This window comes from Neorhizobium sp. T7_12 (assembly GCF_002968535.1).
Classification (GTDB): Bacteria; Pseudomonadota; Alphaproteobacteria; order Rhizobiales; family Rhizobiaceae; genus Neorhizobium; species Neorhizobium tomejilense.
Window position 1 is genome coordinate 138908 of sequence record NZ_PVBK01000002.1, and the last position, 15184, is coordinate 154091.

General features: G+C 59.9%; 17 protein-coding genes. 16 read left to right on the forward strand and 1 reads right to left on the reverse strand.

The annotated features are described in order from the left end of the window. Positions 1–44: 44 nt before the first annotated feature. Positions 45–4253 carry a DNA-directed RNA polymerase subunit beta' gene (rpoC, locus tag C5J26_RS06550; RefSeq protein WP_105401078.1) on the forward strand — a complete coding sequence of 1403 codons (4209 nt, stop codon included), beginning with the start codon at positions 45–47 and terminating at the stop codon, positions 4251–4253. A gap of 265 nt (positions 4254–4518) precedes the next feature. On the opposite strand, the gene C5J26_RS06555 is transcribed toward rpoC, so the two are convergent. After that, complete coding sequence (locus C5J26_RS06555; RefSeq protein ID WP_046635345.1) at positions 4519–4812, reverse strand: hypothetical protein; 294 nt, start codon at positions 4810–4812, stop codon at positions 4519–4521. Positions 4813–5296: 484 nt separating this feature from the next. Between C5J26_RS06555 and rpsL the strand changes: the two genes are divergently transcribed. From rpsL to rpsQ, 15 genes are all read left to right on the forward strand, one after another. After that, on the forward strand, positions 5297–5668 hold the full coding sequence (rpsL, locus tag C5J26_RS06560; protein ID WP_003547537.1) for a 30S ribosomal protein S12: 372 nt from the start codon (positions 5297–5299) through the stop codon (positions 5666–5668). A gap of 78 nt (positions 5669–5746) precedes the next feature. Further along, positions 5747–6217: a 30S ribosomal protein S7 gene (gene rpsG, locus C5J26_RS06565; RefSeq protein ID WP_007755828.1), complete on the forward strand. Its 471-nt coding sequence runs from the start codon at positions 5747–5749 to the stop codon at positions 6215–6217. Positions 6218–6250: 33 nt separating this feature from the next. Further along, positions 6251–8350 carry an elongation factor G gene (gene fusA, locus C5J26_RS06570; protein ID WP_046669642.1) on the forward strand — a complete coding sequence of 700 codons (2100 nt, stop codon included), beginning with the start codon at positions 6251–6253 and terminating at the stop codon, positions 8348–8350. A gap of 67 nt (positions 8351–8417) precedes the next feature. Then, on the forward strand, positions 8418–9593 hold the full coding sequence (tuf, locus tag C5J26_RS06575) for an elongation factor Tu (RefSeq protein ID WP_105401079.1): 1176 nt from the start codon (positions 8418–8420) through the stop codon (positions 9591–9593). 262 nt (positions 9594–9855) lie between these two features. After that, positions 9856–10164: a 30S ribosomal protein S10 gene (rpsJ, locus tag C5J26_RS06580; RefSeq protein ID WP_003547547.1), complete on the forward strand. Its 309-nt coding sequence runs from the start codon at positions 9856–9858 to the stop codon at positions 10162–10164. A 37-nt stretch (positions 10165–10201) separates the two neighbouring features. Then, positions 10202–10843, forward strand: coding sequence for a 50S ribosomal protein L3 (gene rplC, locus C5J26_RS06585; protein WP_037084734.1), 642 nt, complete (start codon positions 10202–10204; stop codon positions 10841–10843). A 13-nt stretch (positions 10844–10856) separates the two neighbouring features. Next, positions 10857–11477 (forward strand): 50S ribosomal protein L4, encoded by a 621-nt coding sequence (rplD, locus tag C5J26_RS06590; protein ID WP_037084733.1) that lies wholly within the window; start codon positions 10857–10859, stop codon positions 11475–11477. Next, on the forward strand, positions 11474–11767 hold the full coding sequence (locus C5J26_RS06595; RefSeq protein WP_037084732.1) for a 50S ribosomal protein L23: 294 nt from the start codon (positions 11474–11476) through the stop codon (positions 11765–11767). The genes rplD and C5J26_RS06595 overlap by 4 nt, the downstream gene beginning before the upstream one ends. A gap of 11 nt (positions 11768–11778) precedes the next feature. Continuing rightward, positions 11779–12615 carry a 50S ribosomal protein L2 gene (gene rplB / locus C5J26_RS06600; protein ID WP_046636975.1) on the forward strand — a complete coding sequence of 279 codons (837 nt, stop codon included), beginning with the start codon at positions 11779–11781 and terminating at the stop codon, positions 12613–12615. Positions 12616–12630: 15 nt separating this feature from the next. Further along, positions 12631–12909, forward strand: a complete 279-nt coding sequence (gene rpsS, locus C5J26_RS06605) for a 30S ribosomal protein S19 (RefSeq protein ID WP_007770151.1) — start codon at positions 12631–12633, stop codon at positions 12907–12909. 2 nt (positions 12910–12911) lie between these two features. Next, a complete protein-coding gene (gene rplV / locus C5J26_RS06610; protein ID WP_007770149.1) occupies positions 12912–13301 on the forward strand; it encodes a 50S ribosomal protein L22 in 390 nt (129 codons plus the stop codon). Beyond that, positions 13301–14041 carry a 30S ribosomal protein S3 gene (gene rpsC, locus C5J26_RS06615; protein WP_007770147.1) on the forward strand — a complete coding sequence of 247 codons (741 nt, stop codon included), beginning with the start codon at positions 13301–13303 and terminating at the stop codon, positions 14039–14041. Before rplV ends, rpsC begins: the two co-directional genes overlap by 1 nt. A 38-nt stretch (positions 14042–14079) precedes the next feature. Beyond that, positions 14080–14493 carry a 50S ribosomal protein L16 gene (gene rplP, locus C5J26_RS06620; protein WP_007770145.1) on the forward strand — a complete coding sequence of 138 codons (414 nt, stop codon included), beginning with the start codon at positions 14080–14082 and terminating at the stop codon, positions 14491–14493. Between the two features lie 12 nt (positions 14494–14505). Then, positions 14506–14706, forward strand: coding sequence for a 50S ribosomal protein L29 (rpmC, locus tag C5J26_RS06625; protein WP_007770142.1), 201 nt, complete (start codon positions 14506–14508; stop codon positions 14704–14706). An 11-nt stretch (positions 14707–14717) separates the two neighbouring features. Beyond that, positions 14718–14954: a 30S ribosomal protein S17 gene (gene rpsQ / locus C5J26_RS06630; protein WP_038585841.1), complete on the forward strand. Its 237-nt coding sequence runs from the start codon at positions 14718–14720 to the stop codon at positions 14952–14954. Positions 14955–15184: the final 230 nt, after the last annotated feature.

Here is a 15184-nt window from a genome sequence, read left to right on the forward strand (position 1 = left end):
GTCCGATCGCAAGCCGAGGGCTTCCGCCCCTAAAGGAGATAGGCATGAACCAAGAGGTCATGAATCTTTTCAATCCGCAGGTGCCTGCACAGCACTTCGACTCGATCCGTATCTCGATCGCGTCTCCGGAGAAGATTCTCTCCTGGTCCTACGGCGAGATCAAAAAGCCGGAGACCATCAACTACCGTACCTTCAAGCCTGAACGCGACGGCCTTTTCTGCGCCCGCATCTTCGGGCCGATCAAGGACTATGAGTGCCTGTGCGGCAAGTACAAGCGCATGAAGTACAAGGGCATCATCTGCGAAAAGTGCGGCGTCGAAGTCACGCTGTCGCGCGTTCGCCGTGAGCGCATGGGCCATATCGAGCTCGCTGCTCCCGTCGCCCATATCTGGTTCCTGAAGTCGCTTCCGTCGCGCATCTCGACCCTTCTCGACATGACGCTGAAGGATGTCGAGCGCGTTCTCTATTTCGAGAACTACATCGTCACTGAGCCGGGTCTCACCTCGCTCAAGGAAAACCAGCTTCTTTCCGAAGAAGAATACATGATCGCCGTCGACGAGTTCGGCGAAGATCAGTTCACGGCGATGATCGGCGCCGAGGCCATCTACGAGATGCTGGCCTCGATGAATCTCGAAAAGATCGCCGGCGACCTGCGTTCGGAACTTGCCGACACCACGTCGGATCTGAAGCAGAAGAAGCTGATGAAGCGCCTGAAGATCGTCGAGAACTTCATGGAATCGGGCAACCGTCCGGAATGGATGATCATGAAGGTCGTCCCGGTCATCCCGCCGGACCTGCGCCCGCTGGTTCCGCTCGATGGCGGCCGTTTTGCGACCTCCGACCTCAACGATCTCTATCGTCGCGTCATCAACCGTAACAACCGTCTGAAGCGCCTGATCGAACTGCGCGCTCCGGGCATTATCATCCGCAACGAAAAGCGCATGCTGCAGGAATCTGTGGACGCGCTGTTCGACAACGGCCGTCGTGGCCGCGTCATCACCGGCGCCAACAAGCGTCCGCTGAAGTCGCTGTCCGACATGCTGAAGGGCAAGCAGGGCCGCTTCCGCCAGAACCTTCTCGGCAAGCGCGTCGACTATTCCGGCCGTTCGGTCATCGTGACCGGTCCGGAACTGAAGCTGCACCAGTGCGGCCTGCCGAAGAAGATGGCGCTCGAACTGTTCAAGCCGTTCATCTACGCCCGCCTCGACGCCAAGGGTTACTCCTCGACCGTCAAACAGGCCAAGAAGCTGGTTGAAAAGGAAAAGCCGGAAGTCTGGGATATCCTCGACGAGGTTATCCGCGAGCATCCGGTTCTCCTGAACCGTGCGCCGACGCTGCACCGCCTGGGCATCCAGGCCTTCGAACCTATCCTGGTCGAAGGCAAGGCTATCCAGCTGCATCCGCTCGTCTGCACGGCCTTCAACGCCGACTTCGACGGCGACCAGATGGCCGTTCACGTGCCGCTGTCGCTCGAAGCCCAGCTCGAAGCCCGCGTGCTGATGATGTCGACGAACAACATCCTGCATCCGGCAAACGGCGCACCGATCATCGTTCCGTCGCAGGACATGGTTCTCGGTCTCTACTATCTGGCGATCATGAACCAGAACGAGCCGGGCGAAGGCATGGCCTTCTCCGACATGGGCGAACTGCACCACGCTCTGGAAAACAAGATCGTCACCCTGCATGCCAAGATCCGTGGCCGCTTCAAGACCCTGGATGCCGACGGCAAGCTGGTGTCGAAGATCTATGAAACGACTCCTGGCCGCATGATCATCGGCGAACTTCTGCCGAAGAACGTCAACGTGCCGTTCGAGACCTGCAACCAGGAAATGACCAAGAAGAACATCTCCAAGATGATCGACACGGTCTACCGTCACTGCGGTCAGAAGGACACGGTCATTTTCTGCGACCGCATCATGCAGCTCGGCTTCACGCATGCGTGCAAGGCCGGCATTTCGTTCGGCAAGGACGACATGATCATTCCGGAAACCAAGGCCAAGATCGTTGGCGACACCGAAACCCTGGTGAAGGAATACGAGCAGCAGTACAACGACGGCCTGATCACTCAGGGCGAGAAGTACAACAAGGTCGTCGACGCCTGGGGCAAGGCCACCGAAAAGGTTGCAGAAGACATGATGGCCCGCATTAAGGCCGTCGAGTTCGATCCTGAAACCGGCCGCCAGAAGCAGATGAACGCCATCTACATGATGTCCCACTCGGGTGCCCGTGGTTCTCCGAACCAGATGCGCCAGCTGGGCGGCATGCGTGGCCTGATGGCCAAGCCGTCGGGTGAGATCATCGAAACGCCGATCATCTCGAACTTCAAGGAAGGCCTGACCGTTAACGAGTACTTCAACTCGACCCACGGTGCCCGTAAGGGTCTCGCAGACACCGCCCTGAAGACCGCGAACTCCGGTTACCTGACCCGTCGTCTCGTCGACGTGGCGCAGGACTGCATCGTCAACCTGGTCGATTGCGGCACCGAGAGCGGCCTCACCATGACGGCGATCGTTGACGCCGGCCAGGTCGTGGCCTCCATCGGCGCTCGTGTCCTTGGCCGTACCGCACTCGACGATATCGATCACCCGGTCACGGGTGCCCGCATCGTCGATGCCGGCAAGATGATCCTCGAGCCGGATGTCATCGAGATCGAAAAGGCTGGCATCCAGTCGATCCGCATCCGTTCGGCACTGACCTGCGAAGTTCAGACGGGCGTCTGCTCGGTCTGCTACGGCCGAGATCTGGCCCGTGGTACTCCGGTCAACATGGGCGAAGCCGTCGGCGTCATCGCGGCTCAGTCGATCGGCGAGCCGGGAACCCAGCTCACCATGCGTACCTTCCACTTGGGCGGTACGGCAAACGTGGTCGACCAGTCGTTCCTGGAAGCATCGTACGAAGGCACGATCCAGATCAAGAACCGCAACATGCTGCGGAACTCCGAAGGCGTTCTCGTCGCGATGGGCCGCAACATGGCGGTCACCATCCTTGACGAGCGCGGCGTCGAGCGTTCCTCGCAGCGTGTCGCTTACGGTTCGAAGCTGTTCGTGGATGATGGCGACAAGGTTCGTCGCGGTCAGCGTCTAGCAGAGTGGGATCCCTACACACGCCCGATGATGACGGAAGTGGAAGGTACGGTTTACTTCGAAGACGTGGTCGACTCGATCTCGGTTTCGGAATCCACCGACGAATCCACCGGCATCACCAAGCGTCAGGTTATCGACTGGCGTTCGACGCCGCGTGGCATCGACCTCAAGCCGGCGATCGTCATCAAGGACGCTTCGGGCACCATCCTGAAGCTTGCCCGCGGTGGCGAAGCCCGCTTCAACCTGTCGGTCGACGCCATCCTGTCGGTCGAGCCGGGCAGCAAGGTATCGCAGGGCGACGTTCTCGCCCGCGTGCCGCTGGAAAGCGCCAAGACCAAGGACATCACCGGTGGTCTGCCGCGCGTCGCCGAGCTCTTCGAAGCCCGTCGTCCGAAGGATCACGCCATCATCGCTGAGATCGATGGTACGATCCGCCTCGGCCGCGACTACAAGAACAAGCGTCGCGTCATGATCGAGCCTGCCGAAGATGGCGTCGAACCGGTCGAATACCTGATCCCGAAGGGCAAGCCCTTCCATCTTCAGGAAGGCGACTACATCGAAAAGGGCGACTACATCCTCGACGGCAATCCTGCGCCGCACGACATCCTGGCGATCAAGGGCGTGGAAGCACTCGCTTCCTACCTCGTCAACGAAATCCAGGAAGTCTACCGCCTGCAGGGCGTTGTCATCAACGACAAGCACATCGAGGTGATTGTCCGTCAGATGCTGCAGAAGGTCGAGATCACCGATGCCGGCGACAGCCAGTATATCGTCGGTGACAATGTCGACCGGATCGAATTGGACGAAGCCAACGAGCGTCTTGCCGAAGAAGGCAAGAAGCCCGCTTACGGCGAACCGGTTCTGCTCGGCATCACCAAGGCGTCGCTGCAGACCCCGTCCTTCATCTCGGCCGCTTCTTTCCAGGAAACGACCAAGGTGCTGACGGAAGCTGCGATCGCCGGCAAGACGGATACGCTGCAGGGCCTGAAGGAAAACGTCATCGTCGGCCGTCTCATCCCGGCCGGTACGGGCGGCACCATGACCCAGATCCGCCGCATCGCCACCTCGCGCGACGAGCTGATCCTGGAAGAACGCAAGAAGGGTTCGGGCGCCTCGTCCGCCACCCCGATGCTTCAGAACCTGAATACCGAGAACACGCCTGCGGAGTGATCCGCCGGCACGTCGGTCAGAACGAAGAAAACCGCCCGGAGCGATCCGGGCGGTTTTTTCGTTTCAGGCGGGAAGGGGAGCGAGCATTAAAAAAGCCGCCGAAAGTGTTCGGCGGCTCGTGCATGGTTTGGTGAGATGCTCCGAGGTCTGGCGCGCAGCTCTACTGGTGAGGTGGGGGGACAGGCCGGTGATCGAAAGGGCGGCATTACTGCAGCCGCCAACGAGGGGAGGCGAGGGCGGTCAGGCCTCCCTCATCGATCCGAGACTACTCGAACCGGATGATCGCCACTTCGCCTTCGAGCGCGCCCTGGTAGGCCGAGGCGTGCGGCTCCTCGGTGGGTTCGTCGGTCAGGACGCCGATCTGGTCGAGATCGGCCTCGATGAAGCCTTCTTCCGAGAGGGCGTTGAGCGCTTCGCGCACGGCGGAATCGTCGTCCGGTGCGCGCAGCATGATATGCAGCTCGATGCCTTCGGCGCCCTTCGTCTCATAGCCCTTGCCGATGATGATGAAGACCATCGGCCCGTCGAGGTTGTTGTCATTGTCGGGTGTGGCGATCATGGTCATCTCCGCGAGCGAATCCCTGGTATCGTCCGAAGACGAGGCGGAACGGAAGGTTCCCGCACTCTTTAGTGCGATCAGCGGTGATTCCCAAACATTATCCGCGAGGGCATCTCATATTTCTGGAAACCTTGTCCCGAAACCCTCCATTTGGCCCCGAAACCAAGGGTTTGGGGCAATAATTTAGGATTCGGTCTTGACGGGCAGGGGGGAAAACAGTAAACGCCCCGCATCGGAAGCGATGTGAGGCTTGCCCGTTCGGAACGACTCGTTCCGGAGTACGCCTCAGACACGGTTCCATACGCACGTTGAAGACACGAATGCTGCACGCACGACGCATGAGGAATGCGTCCTCTGCTTTTTGTGGTCCATCCGAAAAGCGGATCGGGCCACGTTTTGCGCATGAGGAAATGTGTGTGCCGCCGCCGGAAACGGCATCAGATCGGCCCGAAAGGGTACTGAGAAAAACGTAAGGGATGGTTGAATGCCTACCGTAAACCAGCTGATCCGCAAGCCTCGCCAGGCGAACGTAAAGCGTAACAAGGTTCCTGCTCTGCAGGAAAACCCCCAGAAGCGCGGCGTTTGCACCCGCGTTTACACGACGACCCCGAAGAAGCCGAACTCGGCTCTGCGTAAGGTTGCCAAGATTCGCCTGACCAACGGCTTCGAAGTCATCGGCTATATCCCGGGTGAAGGCCACAACCTGCAGGAACACTCCGTCGTGATGATCCGCGGCGGCCGCGTCAAGGACTTGCCGGGCGTTCGCTACCACATCATCCGCGGCGTTCTCGACACCCAGGGCGTCAAGAACCGCAAGCAGCGCCGTTCCAAGTACGGTGCGAAGCGTCCGAAGTAATTCGGCATTCTGATTATCCGGCGCTGCGCGAGGTTCTCCGCGTGGTAAAGCGCCCGCAACAATTGAGAGACGAGAAGTATGTCCCGACGCCATAGTGCAGAGAAGCGTGAGATCAACCCGGACCCGAAGTTCGGCGATCTGGTCGTCACGAAGTTCATGAATGCGATCATGCTCCACGGCAAGAAGTCCGTAGCTGAAAACATCGTTTACGGCGCGTTCGACGTCGTGCAGGGCAAGGCCAAGGCCGACCCGCTGGGCATCTTCCATTCGGCGCTCGACAATGTCGCGCCGCATGTCGAAGTTCGTTCGCGCCGCGTTGGTGGTGCGACCTACCAGGTTCCGGTCGACGTTCGTCCCGAGCGCCGTCAGGCTCTCGCGATCCGTTGGGTGATCGCTGCTGCCCGCAAGCGCAACGAAACGACGATGGTCGATCGCCTTTCCGGTGAACTTATGGATGCTGCAAACAACCGTGGCAGCGCCGTCAAGAAGCGTGAAGACACGCACAAGATGGCCGACGCCAACCGCGCATTCTCGCATTACCGTTGGTAATCTTCACTCGATCGAATTTCGAAAGGCAGTCCTATGGCTCGCGAATATAAAATCGAAGACTACCGCAATTTCGGTATCATGGCGCATATCGACGCCGGCAAGACCACGACCACCGAGCGTATTCTTTATTACACCGGCAAGTCGCACAAGATCGGCGAAGTTCACGACGGCGCAGCCACGATGGACTGGATGGAGCAGGAGCAGGAGCGTGGCATCACGATCACTTCCGCTGCGACCACGACCTTCTGGAAGGGCCGCGACGGCAAGATGCGCCGCTTCAACATCATCGACACCCCCGGCCACGTCGACTTCACCATCGAAGTCGAACGTTCGCTGCGCGTGCTCGACGGTGCGGTTGCTCTCCTCGACGCCAATGCCGGCGTTGAGCCGCAGACGGAAACCGTCTGGCGCCAGGCCGACAAGTACAACGTTCCGCGCCTGATCTTCTGCAACAAGATGGACAAGACCGGCGCCGATTTCTATCGCTCGGTCGAGATGATCAAGACGCGCCTCGGCGCGACTGCGGTTGTCTGCCAGTTGCCGATCGGCGCTGAGACCGAGTTCAAGGGCATCGTCGACCTGATCGAGATGAACGCTCTCGTCTGGCGCGACGAATCGCTCGGCGCTATGTGGGACGTCGTCGAAATCCCGGAAGACCTGAAGGCTCGTGCCGAAGAATTCCGCGAAAAGATGATCGAAACGGTTGTCGACATCGACGAAGAAGCTATGGAAAACTATCTGAACGGCATCATGCCGGACAACGATAAGATCCGTGCGCTCATCCGTCGCGGCACCATCGACGTCAAGTTCTTCCCGATGTTCTGCGGCTCTGCCTTCAAGAACAAGGGCGTTCAGCCGCTCCTCGACGCGGTTGTCGAATTCCTGCCGTCCCCGGCAGACATTCCGGCGATCAAGGGCATCGACGTCAAGACCGAAGCCGAAATCGACCGTCACCCCGATGACACCGAGCCGCTTTCCATGCTGGCGTTCAAGATCATGAACGACCCCTTCGTCGGTTCGCTGACCTTCTGCCGTATCTATTCGGGCAAGCTCGAAAAGGGTTCTGCGCTGCTGAACACGGTCAAGGAAAAGCGCGAGCGCGTCGGCCGCATGCTGCAGATGCACTCGAACTCCCGTGAAGACATCGAAGAAGCCTTCGCTGGCGACATCGTCGCTCTCGCAGGCCTCAAGGAAACCACCACGGGCGACACGCTCTGCGATCCGCTGAAGCCGGTCATCCTCGAGCGCATGGAATTCCCCGAGCCGGTCATCCAGATCGCCATCGAGCCGAAGTCCAAGGGCGACCAGGAAAAGATGGGCCTCGCGCTCAACCGCCTGGCTGCTGAAGACCCGTCCTTCCGCGTCAAGACCGACGAGGAATCCGGCCAGACGATCATCGCCGGCATGGGTGAACTTCACCTCGACATTCTCGTCGACCGCATGCGTCGCGAGTTCAAGGTCGAAGCCACCGTCGGTGCTCCGCAGGTTGCTTACCGCGAAACCATCACGCGCAAGCACGAAGAAGACTACACGCACAAGAAGCAGTCCGGTGGTACCGGTCAGTTCGCGCGCGTCAAGATCGTCTTCGAACCGAACCCGGACGGCGACGACTTCAAGTTCGAGTCCAAGATCGTCGGTGGTTCTGTTCCGAAGGAATACATCCCGGGCGTCCAGAAGGGCATCGAAAGTGTTCTGTCTTCCGGCCCGCTGGCTGGCTTCCCGATGCTGGGCGTCAAGGCGACCCTCATCGACGGCGCCTTCCACGACGTCGACTCGTCGGTTCTGGCATTCGAAATCGCCTCCCGCGCCTGCTTCCGTGAAGCAGCCAAGAAGGCCGGTGCCCAGCTCCTCGAGCCGATGATGAAGGTCGAAGTCGTCACTCCGGAAGATTACGTCGGTGACGTGATCGGCGACCTGAACTCCCGTCGCGGCCAGATCCAGGGCCAGGAATCGCGCGGCATCGCCGTCGTGATCAATGCCCACGTGCCGCTGGCGAACATGTTCAAGTACGTCGACAACCTGCGCTCCATGTCCCAGGGCCGCGCGCAGTACTCGATGACCTTCGATCACTACGCACCGGTTCCGACCAACGTCGCAAACGAAATCCAGGCTAAGTACTCCGGTCAGAAGTGACCGGGGTAACCCCGCCCAATCAATTAGAGAATAACCCCTGACGGGGATAAGAACGGAGAAGCCGGAAATGGCAAAGAGCAAGTTTGAGCGCAACAAGCCGCACGTCAACATTGGCACGATCGGTCACGTTGACCATGGCAAGACGTCGCTGACGGCCGCGATCACGAAGTACTTCGGCGAGTACAAGGCCTATGACCAGATCGACGCGGCTCCTGAAGAAAAGGCTCGCGGCATCACCATTTCGACGGCACACGTCGAATATGAGACGCCGGCCCGCCATTATGCCCACGTCGACTGCCCCGGCCACGCCGACTACGTCAAGAACATGATCACCGGTGCGGCGCAGATGGACGGCGCAATCCTGGTTTGCTCGGCTGCCGACGGCCCGATGCCGCAGACCCGCGAGCACATCCTGCTCGCCCGTCAGGTCGGCGTTCCGGCGATCGTTGTGTTCCTGAACAAGGTCGACCAGGTCGATGACGCCGAGCTTCTCGAGCTCGTCGAGCTGGAAGTGCGCGAACTTCTGACCTCTTACGATTTCCCGGGCGACGACATCCCGATCATCAAGGGTTCGGCGCTGGCCGCTCTTGAAGATTCGGACAAGAAGATCGGCGAAGATTCGATCCGCGAGCTGATGGCCGCTGTCGACGCTTACATCCCGACGCCTGAGCGCCCGATCAACCTGCCGTTCCTGCTGCCGATCGAAGACGTGTTCTCGATCTCGGGCCGTGGTACGGTCGTGACCGGCCGCGTCGAGCGCGGCATCGTCAAGGTCGGCGAAGAAGTCGAGATCGTCGGCATCCGCGCCACCACCAAGACGACGGTGACCGGCGTTGAAATGTTCCGCAAGCTGCTCGACCAGGGCCAGGCCGGCGACAACATCGGCGCGCTGATCCGTGGCGTCCAGCGTGACGGCGTCGAGCGTGGCCAGATTCTCTGCAAGCCGGGTTCGGTCAAGCCGCATACTGTCTTCATGGCCGAAGCCTACATCCTGACGAAGGAAGAAGGCGGCCGTCATACGCCGTTCTTCACCAACTACCGTCCGCAGTTTTACTTCCGCACGACGGACGTGACCGGCATTGTTGAGCTTCCAGAAGGCACGGAAATGGTCATGCCGGGCGACAACGTGACTGTTAAGGTCACGCTGATCAACCCGATCGCGATGGAAGAAAAGCTGCGCTTCGCAATCCGCGAAGGCGGCCGCACCGTCGGCGCCGGTATCGTCGCCTCCATCGTCGAGTAAGTTTTAACGCAAGCGGCCAAGGCCGCTTGCGTATGACACAAAAATGTAGCAAATGGCGCGCGAGCGTGATTTGCCCTCTGCTTCGGGTTCGAGGCGGGCAATGAACAGACAAGGTGGGCCAAAGGCCCGAAGACTGGAAAGGGACGCCGTATTTCGGTGTCCCCTTCGATCTTTGAAACCGGTGGTCCGCCTTAAGGTAAGAGAACAACCCGTGCCCTATTGGGTTGGCACGTGGATAAACAGACAACAAGGATAACGTCGAATGAACGGCCAAAATATCCGCATTCGCCTGAAGGCGTTCGATCACCGCATTCTCGACGCGTCGACGCGCGAGATCGTGTCGACGGCGAAGCGCACCGGCGCAAGCGTCCGGGGCCCCGTTCCGCTTCCGACCCGCATCGAGAAGTTTACGGTTAACAGGTCCCCCCACATCGACAAGAAGAGCCGCGAGCAGTTCGAGATGCGCACGCATAAGCGCCTTCTCGATATCGTTGACCCGACACCGCAGACGGTGGACGCGCTGATGAAGCTCGACCTCGCCGCTGGTGTCGATGTTGAGATCAAGCTCTGAGACTTCTGTCTCGGGCTGAGTGAGAAGGATTGAACCGATGCGTTCAGGTGTAATTGCACAGAAGGTGGGAATGACGCGCGTCTACAACGACGCAGGCGAGCATGTCCCTGTAACCGTATTGCGGTTGGAAAACTGCCAGGTCGTGGCTCAGCGCACCGTAGACAAGAATGGCTACACTGCCGTTCAGCTGGGTGCCGGCACTGCCAAGGTAAAGAACACGACCAAGGCGCTGCGCGGCCATTTCGCCGTTGCCGAAGTCGAGCCGAAGGCGAAGCTCGTCGAGTTTCGCGTTTCCGAAGACAATCTGATCGACGTCGGCACCGAGCTGACGGCAGGTCACTTCACGGCGGGTCAGCTGGTGGACGTCACCGGTACCTCGATCGGTAAGGGTTTCGCCGGCGCCATGAAGCGCCATAACTTCGGTGGTCTCCGCGCCACGCACGGTGTGTCCGTTTCGCACCGTTCGCATGGTTCGACTGGTAACAACCAGGATCCGGGCAAGGTCTGGAAGGGCAAGCGCATGGCTGGTCACATGGGCCAGACGCGTATCACCACCCAGAACCTCGAAGTCGTTTCCACCGACGAGAACCGTGGCCTGATCCTCGTCAAGGGTGCCGTTCCCGGCTCCAAGGGCGCTTGGATCGTCGTTCGCGATGCCGTCAAGTCGGCCGCGAAGTAAGGGAGCCAAGCACATGGAATTTAACGTCAAGACCCTCGAGGGAAAAGACGCCGGCAAGGTAGCCCTGTCGGACGAGATTTTCGGCCTCGATCCCCGCGAAGACATTCTGGCCCGTATGGTTCGTTGGCAGCTCGCCAAGAAGCAGCAGGGCACGCACAAGACCAAGGGTCGTGCTGAAGTCTCCCGCACTGGCGCCAAGATGTACAAGCAGAAGGGTACGGGCCGCGCTCGTCACCATTCGGCTCGCGCTCCGCAGTTCCGCGGCGGCGGCAAGGCTCACGGCCCGGTCGTTCGCAGCCACGAGCATGACCTTCCGAAGAAGGTTCGCGCTCTGGCTCTCCGTCACGCCCTCTCTGCAAAGATGAAGGCTGAAGACATCATCATCGTCGACAACCTGGTTGCCGCCGAAGCAAAGACCAAGGCGCTTGCCGGTTCGTTCGCTTCGCTCGGCCTCACCAACGTGTTGTTCATCGGCGGCGTTGAGCTCGACAGCAACTTCAAGCTCGCAGCCCAGAACATCCCGAACGTCGATGTTCTGCCGGTTCAGGGCATCAATGTTTACGACATCCTGCGTCGCGGCAAGCTGGTGCTTTCCAAGGCCGCGGTGGAAGCTCTAGAGGAGCGTTTCAAGTGACCGACATCCGCCACTATGATGTGATCGTATCTCCCTCGATCACCGAAAAGTCGACCATGGCATCTGAACAGAACCAGGTCGTCTTCAACGTTGCCAAGACTGCTTCCAAGCCGGAAATCAAGGCTGCCGTAGAGGCGCTTTTCGGTGTGAAGGTCACGGCCGTCAACACGCTTGTCCGTAAGGGCAAGGTGAAGCGGTTCCGCGGCTTCATCGGCAAGCAGAAGGACGTCAAGAAGGCTGTCGTCACCCTGGCCGAAGGTCAGACGATCGACGTCTCCACCGGTCTCTGAGGTATAAGATAATGGCATTGAAAAGCTACAACCCGACGACCCCGAGCCAGCGTCAGCTGGTCATCGTCGACCGGTCCGGCCTCTGGAAGGGTAAGCCCGTCAAGAAGCTCACCGAGGGTCTCTCCAAGAGCGGCGGTCGCAACAACTACGGCCGCATCACCGCCCGCTTTATCGGCGGCGGTCACAAGCGTACCTATCGCCTGGTCGACTTCAAGCGTCGCAAGTTCGACGTCGAAGGCACGGTCGAGCGTCTGGAATACGACCCGAACCGTACGGCCTTCATCGCTCTCGTCACCTATACCGACGGTGAGCAGGCCTACATCCTGGCTCCGCAGCGTCTCGCTGCCGGCGACAAGGTGATCGCGTCCGAAAAGGCCGTCGACGTAAAGCCCGGCAACACCATGCCGCTGCAGTACATCCCGGTCGGCTCGATCGTTCACAACGTCGAAATGAAGCCGGGCAAGGGTGGCCAGATGGCTCGCTCCGCAGGCACCTACGTTCAGCTCGTCGGCCGCGATGCCGGCATGGCGATCCTGCGCCTGAACTCCGGCGAACAGCGCCTCGTACCGGGCTCCTGCCTGGCTTCGATCGGTGCTGTATCCAACCCGGATCACGGCAACATCAACGACGGCAAGGCCGGTCGTACCGTCTGGCGCGGCAAGCGTCCGCATAACCGCGGCGTCGTCATGAACCCGGTCGACCATCCGCACGGCGGTGGTGAAGGCCGCACCTCGGGTGGCCGTCATCCGGTCAGCCCCTGGGGCAAGCCGACCAAGGGCAAGCGCACACGTTCGAACAAGTCCACGGACAAGTTCATCATGCGTTCGCGCCACCAGCGCAAGAAGTAAGAGAGGAAGTCACTAATGGCTCGTTCAGTATGGAAAGGTCCGTTTGTTGACGGCTATCTTCTCAAGAAGGCTGAGAAGGTGCGCGAAGGCGGACGGAGTGAAGTAATCAAGATGTGGACCCGTCGGTCCACCATCCTGCCGCAGTTCGTTGGTTTGACGTTTGGCGTCTACAACGGCAGCAAGCACATTCCGGTCAGCGTCAACGAAGACATGGTCGGACACAAGTTCGGTGAATTCGCTCCCACCCGTACCTATTACGGTCACGGCGCGGACAAGAAGGCGAAGAGGAAGTAATCATGGCGAAGGCTAAGACCGAACGCCGGCTGAAGGATAACGAGGCGCAGGCAGTTGCGCGTACGCTCCGCGTCAGCCCCCAGAAGCTGAACCTCGTTGCCGCCATGATCCGCGGCAAGAAGGTAGAACGCGCGCTTGCAGAACTCGAATTCTCGCGCAAGCGCATCGCCGGCACCGTGAAGAAGACCCTCGAGTCTGCAATCGCCAATGCCGAAAACAACCATGACCTCGACGTCGACGCGTTGATCGTTTCGGAAGCCTATGTAGGCAAGTCGATCGTGATGAAGCGCTTCCACGCTCGCGGCCGCGGCCGTGCATCGCGGATCGAGAAGCCTTTCTCGCATCTGACGATCGTCGTTCGCGAAGTCGAGGAAAAAGGGGAGGCTGCATAATGGGCCAGAAAATTAATCCGATCGGTTTCCGCCTCGGCATTAACCGCACCTGGGACAGCCGTTGGTTCGCCGACAACGCGGAATACGGTCAGCTCCTCCATGAGGACCTGAAGATCCGCGCCTACCTGATGTCGGAACTGAAACAGGCCGGTATCGCCAAGGTGGTCATCGAGCGTCCGCACAAGAAGTGCCGCGTCACGATCCATTCGGCTCGCCCGGGCCTGATCATCGGCAAGAAGGGCGCTGACATCGAGAAGCTTCGCAAGAAGATCGCGACGATGACCAATTCGGAAACGCATCTCAACATCGTTGAAGTGCGCAAGCCGGAAATCGACTCGACGCTCGTCGCCCAGTCGATCGCCCAGCAGCTCGAGCGTCGCGTGGCCTTCCGCCGTGCGATGAAGCGTGCCGTTCAGTCGGCCATGCGTCTCGGTGCCGAAGGCATCAAGATCACCTGCGCCGGCCGTCTCGGCGGTGCTGAAATCGCCCGTACCGAATGGTACCGCGAAGGTCGCGTTCCGCTTCATACGCTGCGTGCAGACATCGACTACGGTACGGCGGAAGCCGAAACCGCATTCGGCATCTGCGGTATCAAGGTCTGGATCTTCAAGGGCGAAATCCTTGAGCACGATCCGATGGCTTCTGAACGTCGCGCCATGGAAGGCGATGCCCAGGGTCCCGCAAGCCGCGAACGCGGCGATCGTGGTGACCGTGGCGATCGCCGCCGCGAAAACGCTTGATCAACGCTGGCGAAAGATAAGCTCGGAGAAGTAAGAAAATGTTGCAGCCAAAGCGTACCAAGTACCGCAAGCAGTTCAAGGGTCGCATCAAGGGTGTGGCCAAGGGCGGCTTCGACCTGGCCTTCGGTGAATTTGGTCTGAAGTCCCAGGAACCCAACCGCGTCAACGCTCGCGAGATCGAAGCGGCCCGCCGCGCGATCACCCGCGCGATGAAGCGCGCCGGCCGTGTCTGGATCCGCGTGTTCCCGGACGTTCCGGTCACCGCAAAGCCGACCGAAGTCCGCATGGGTAAGGGTAAGGGCGGCGTCGAATACTGGGCCTGCAAGGTCAAGCCCGGTCGCATGATGTTCGAGATCGACGGTGTTTCCGAGGAGCTCGCCCGCGAGGCGCTTCGTCTCGGTGCTGCCAAGCTCTCGGTCAAGACGCGCTTCGTACAGCGCATCGCAGAGTAAGGAGCAAGGCACATGAAAGCCGAAGACGTTCGCGGCCTCACGGCCGATCAGCTCAAGGACAAGCTCGCCGACCTGAAGAAGGAGCAGTTCAACCTGCGCTTCCAGAAGGCAACCGGCCAGCTCGAGAAGTCCTCGCGCATCACCGAAGTCCGCAAGGACATCGCCCGCGTGAAAACCATTGCCCGCCAGAAGGCGGCAGAAGCCAAGGCCTAAGGAAAAATAATATGCCGAAACGCATTCTGCAGGGCGTCGTAGTTTCCGACAAGAACGAGAAGACCGTTGTTGTCCGGGTCGAGCGCCGCTTCGCGCATCCGCTGCTTCAGAAGACGGTCCGCCGTTCCAAGAAGTACAAGGCGCATGACGAGAACAACCAGTACAAGGTAGGTGACGTCGTTTCCATCGAGGAATGCGCGCCGATCTCCAAGGACAAAACCTGGACGGTCATTTCCGCCCAGGCTTAATTTGCTTCGGATCCGCGTCTGGGCCTTGCGCCCGGCGCAGAATCCTGTAAGAAGCACCCCACTGGCGCAGGACGCTCGGAAACGAGCGTTCTTTTGCTTTGAGCGCAGGGAAGGTCCTTTTAAGGAAACCACCTTGGCAAGACCCCACCCGCGCACAACGAGATTCTGTCCATAAGCCGAAACGGGGCGTTTTTAACGCCCGGTCGTTTCGGTCATTAGAAAAAGGCGAC

What these genes read in the sequence shown, in the direction of transcription:
- rpoC (WP_105401078.1), top strand. Translation starts at nt 45, where the DNA reads ATGAACCAAGAGGTCATGAATCTTTTCAATCCGCAGGTGCCTGCACAG.
- C5J26_RS06555 (WP_046635345.1), bottom strand. Translation starts at nt 4,812, where the DNA reads ATGATCGCCACACCCGACAATGACAACAACCTCGACGGGCCGATGGTC.
- rpsL (WP_003547537.1), top strand. Translation starts at nt 5,297, where the DNA reads ATGCCTACCGTAAACCAGCTGATCCGCAAGCCTCGCCAGGCGAACGTA.
- rpsG (WP_007755828.1), top strand. Translation starts at nt 5,747, where the DNA reads ATGTCCCGACGCCATAGTGCAGAGAAGCGTGAGATCAACCCGGACCCG.
- fusA (WP_046669642.1), top strand. Translation starts at nt 6,251, where the DNA reads ATGGCTCGCGAATATAAAATCGAAGACTACCGCAATTTCGGTATCATG.
- tuf (WP_105401079.1), top strand. Translation starts at nt 8,418, where the DNA reads ATGGCAAAGAGCAAGTTTGAGCGCAACAAGCCGCACGTCAACATTGGC.
- rpsJ (WP_003547547.1), top strand. Translation starts at nt 9,856, where the DNA reads ATGAACGGCCAAAATATCCGCATTCGCCTGAAGGCGTTCGATCACCGC.
- rplC (WP_037084734.1), top strand. Translation starts at nt 10,202, where the DNA reads ATGCGTTCAGGTGTAATTGCACAGAAGGTGGGAATGACGCGCGTCTAC.
- rplD (WP_037084733.1), top strand. Translation starts at nt 10,857, where the DNA reads ATGGAATTTAACGTCAAGACCCTCGAGGGAAAAGACGCCGGCAAGGTA.
- rplB (WP_046636975.1), top strand. Translation starts at nt 11,779, where the DNA reads ATGGCATTGAAAAGCTACAACCCGACGACCCCGAGCCAGCGTCAGCTG.
- rpsS (WP_007770151.1), top strand. Translation starts at nt 12,631, where the DNA reads ATGGCTCGTTCAGTATGGAAAGGTCCGTTTGTTGACGGCTATCTTCTC.
- rplV (WP_007770149.1), top strand. Translation starts at nt 12,912, where the DNA reads ATGGCGAAGGCTAAGACCGAACGCCGGCTGAAGGATAACGAGGCGCAG.
- rpsC (WP_007770147.1), top strand. Translation starts at nt 13,301, where the DNA reads ATGGGCCAGAAAATTAATCCGATCGGTTTCCGCCTCGGCATTAACCGC.
- rplP (WP_007770145.1), top strand. Translation starts at nt 14,080, where the DNA reads ATGTTGCAGCCAAAGCGTACCAAGTACCGCAAGCAGTTCAAGGGTCGC.
- rpmC (WP_007770142.1), top strand. Translation starts at nt 14,506, where the DNA reads ATGAAAGCCGAAGACGTTCGCGGCCTCACGGCCGATCAGCTCAAGGAC.
- rpsQ (WP_038585841.1), top strand. Translation starts at nt 14,718, where the DNA reads ATGCCGAAACGCATTCTGCAGGGCGTCGTAGTTTCCGACAAGAACGAG.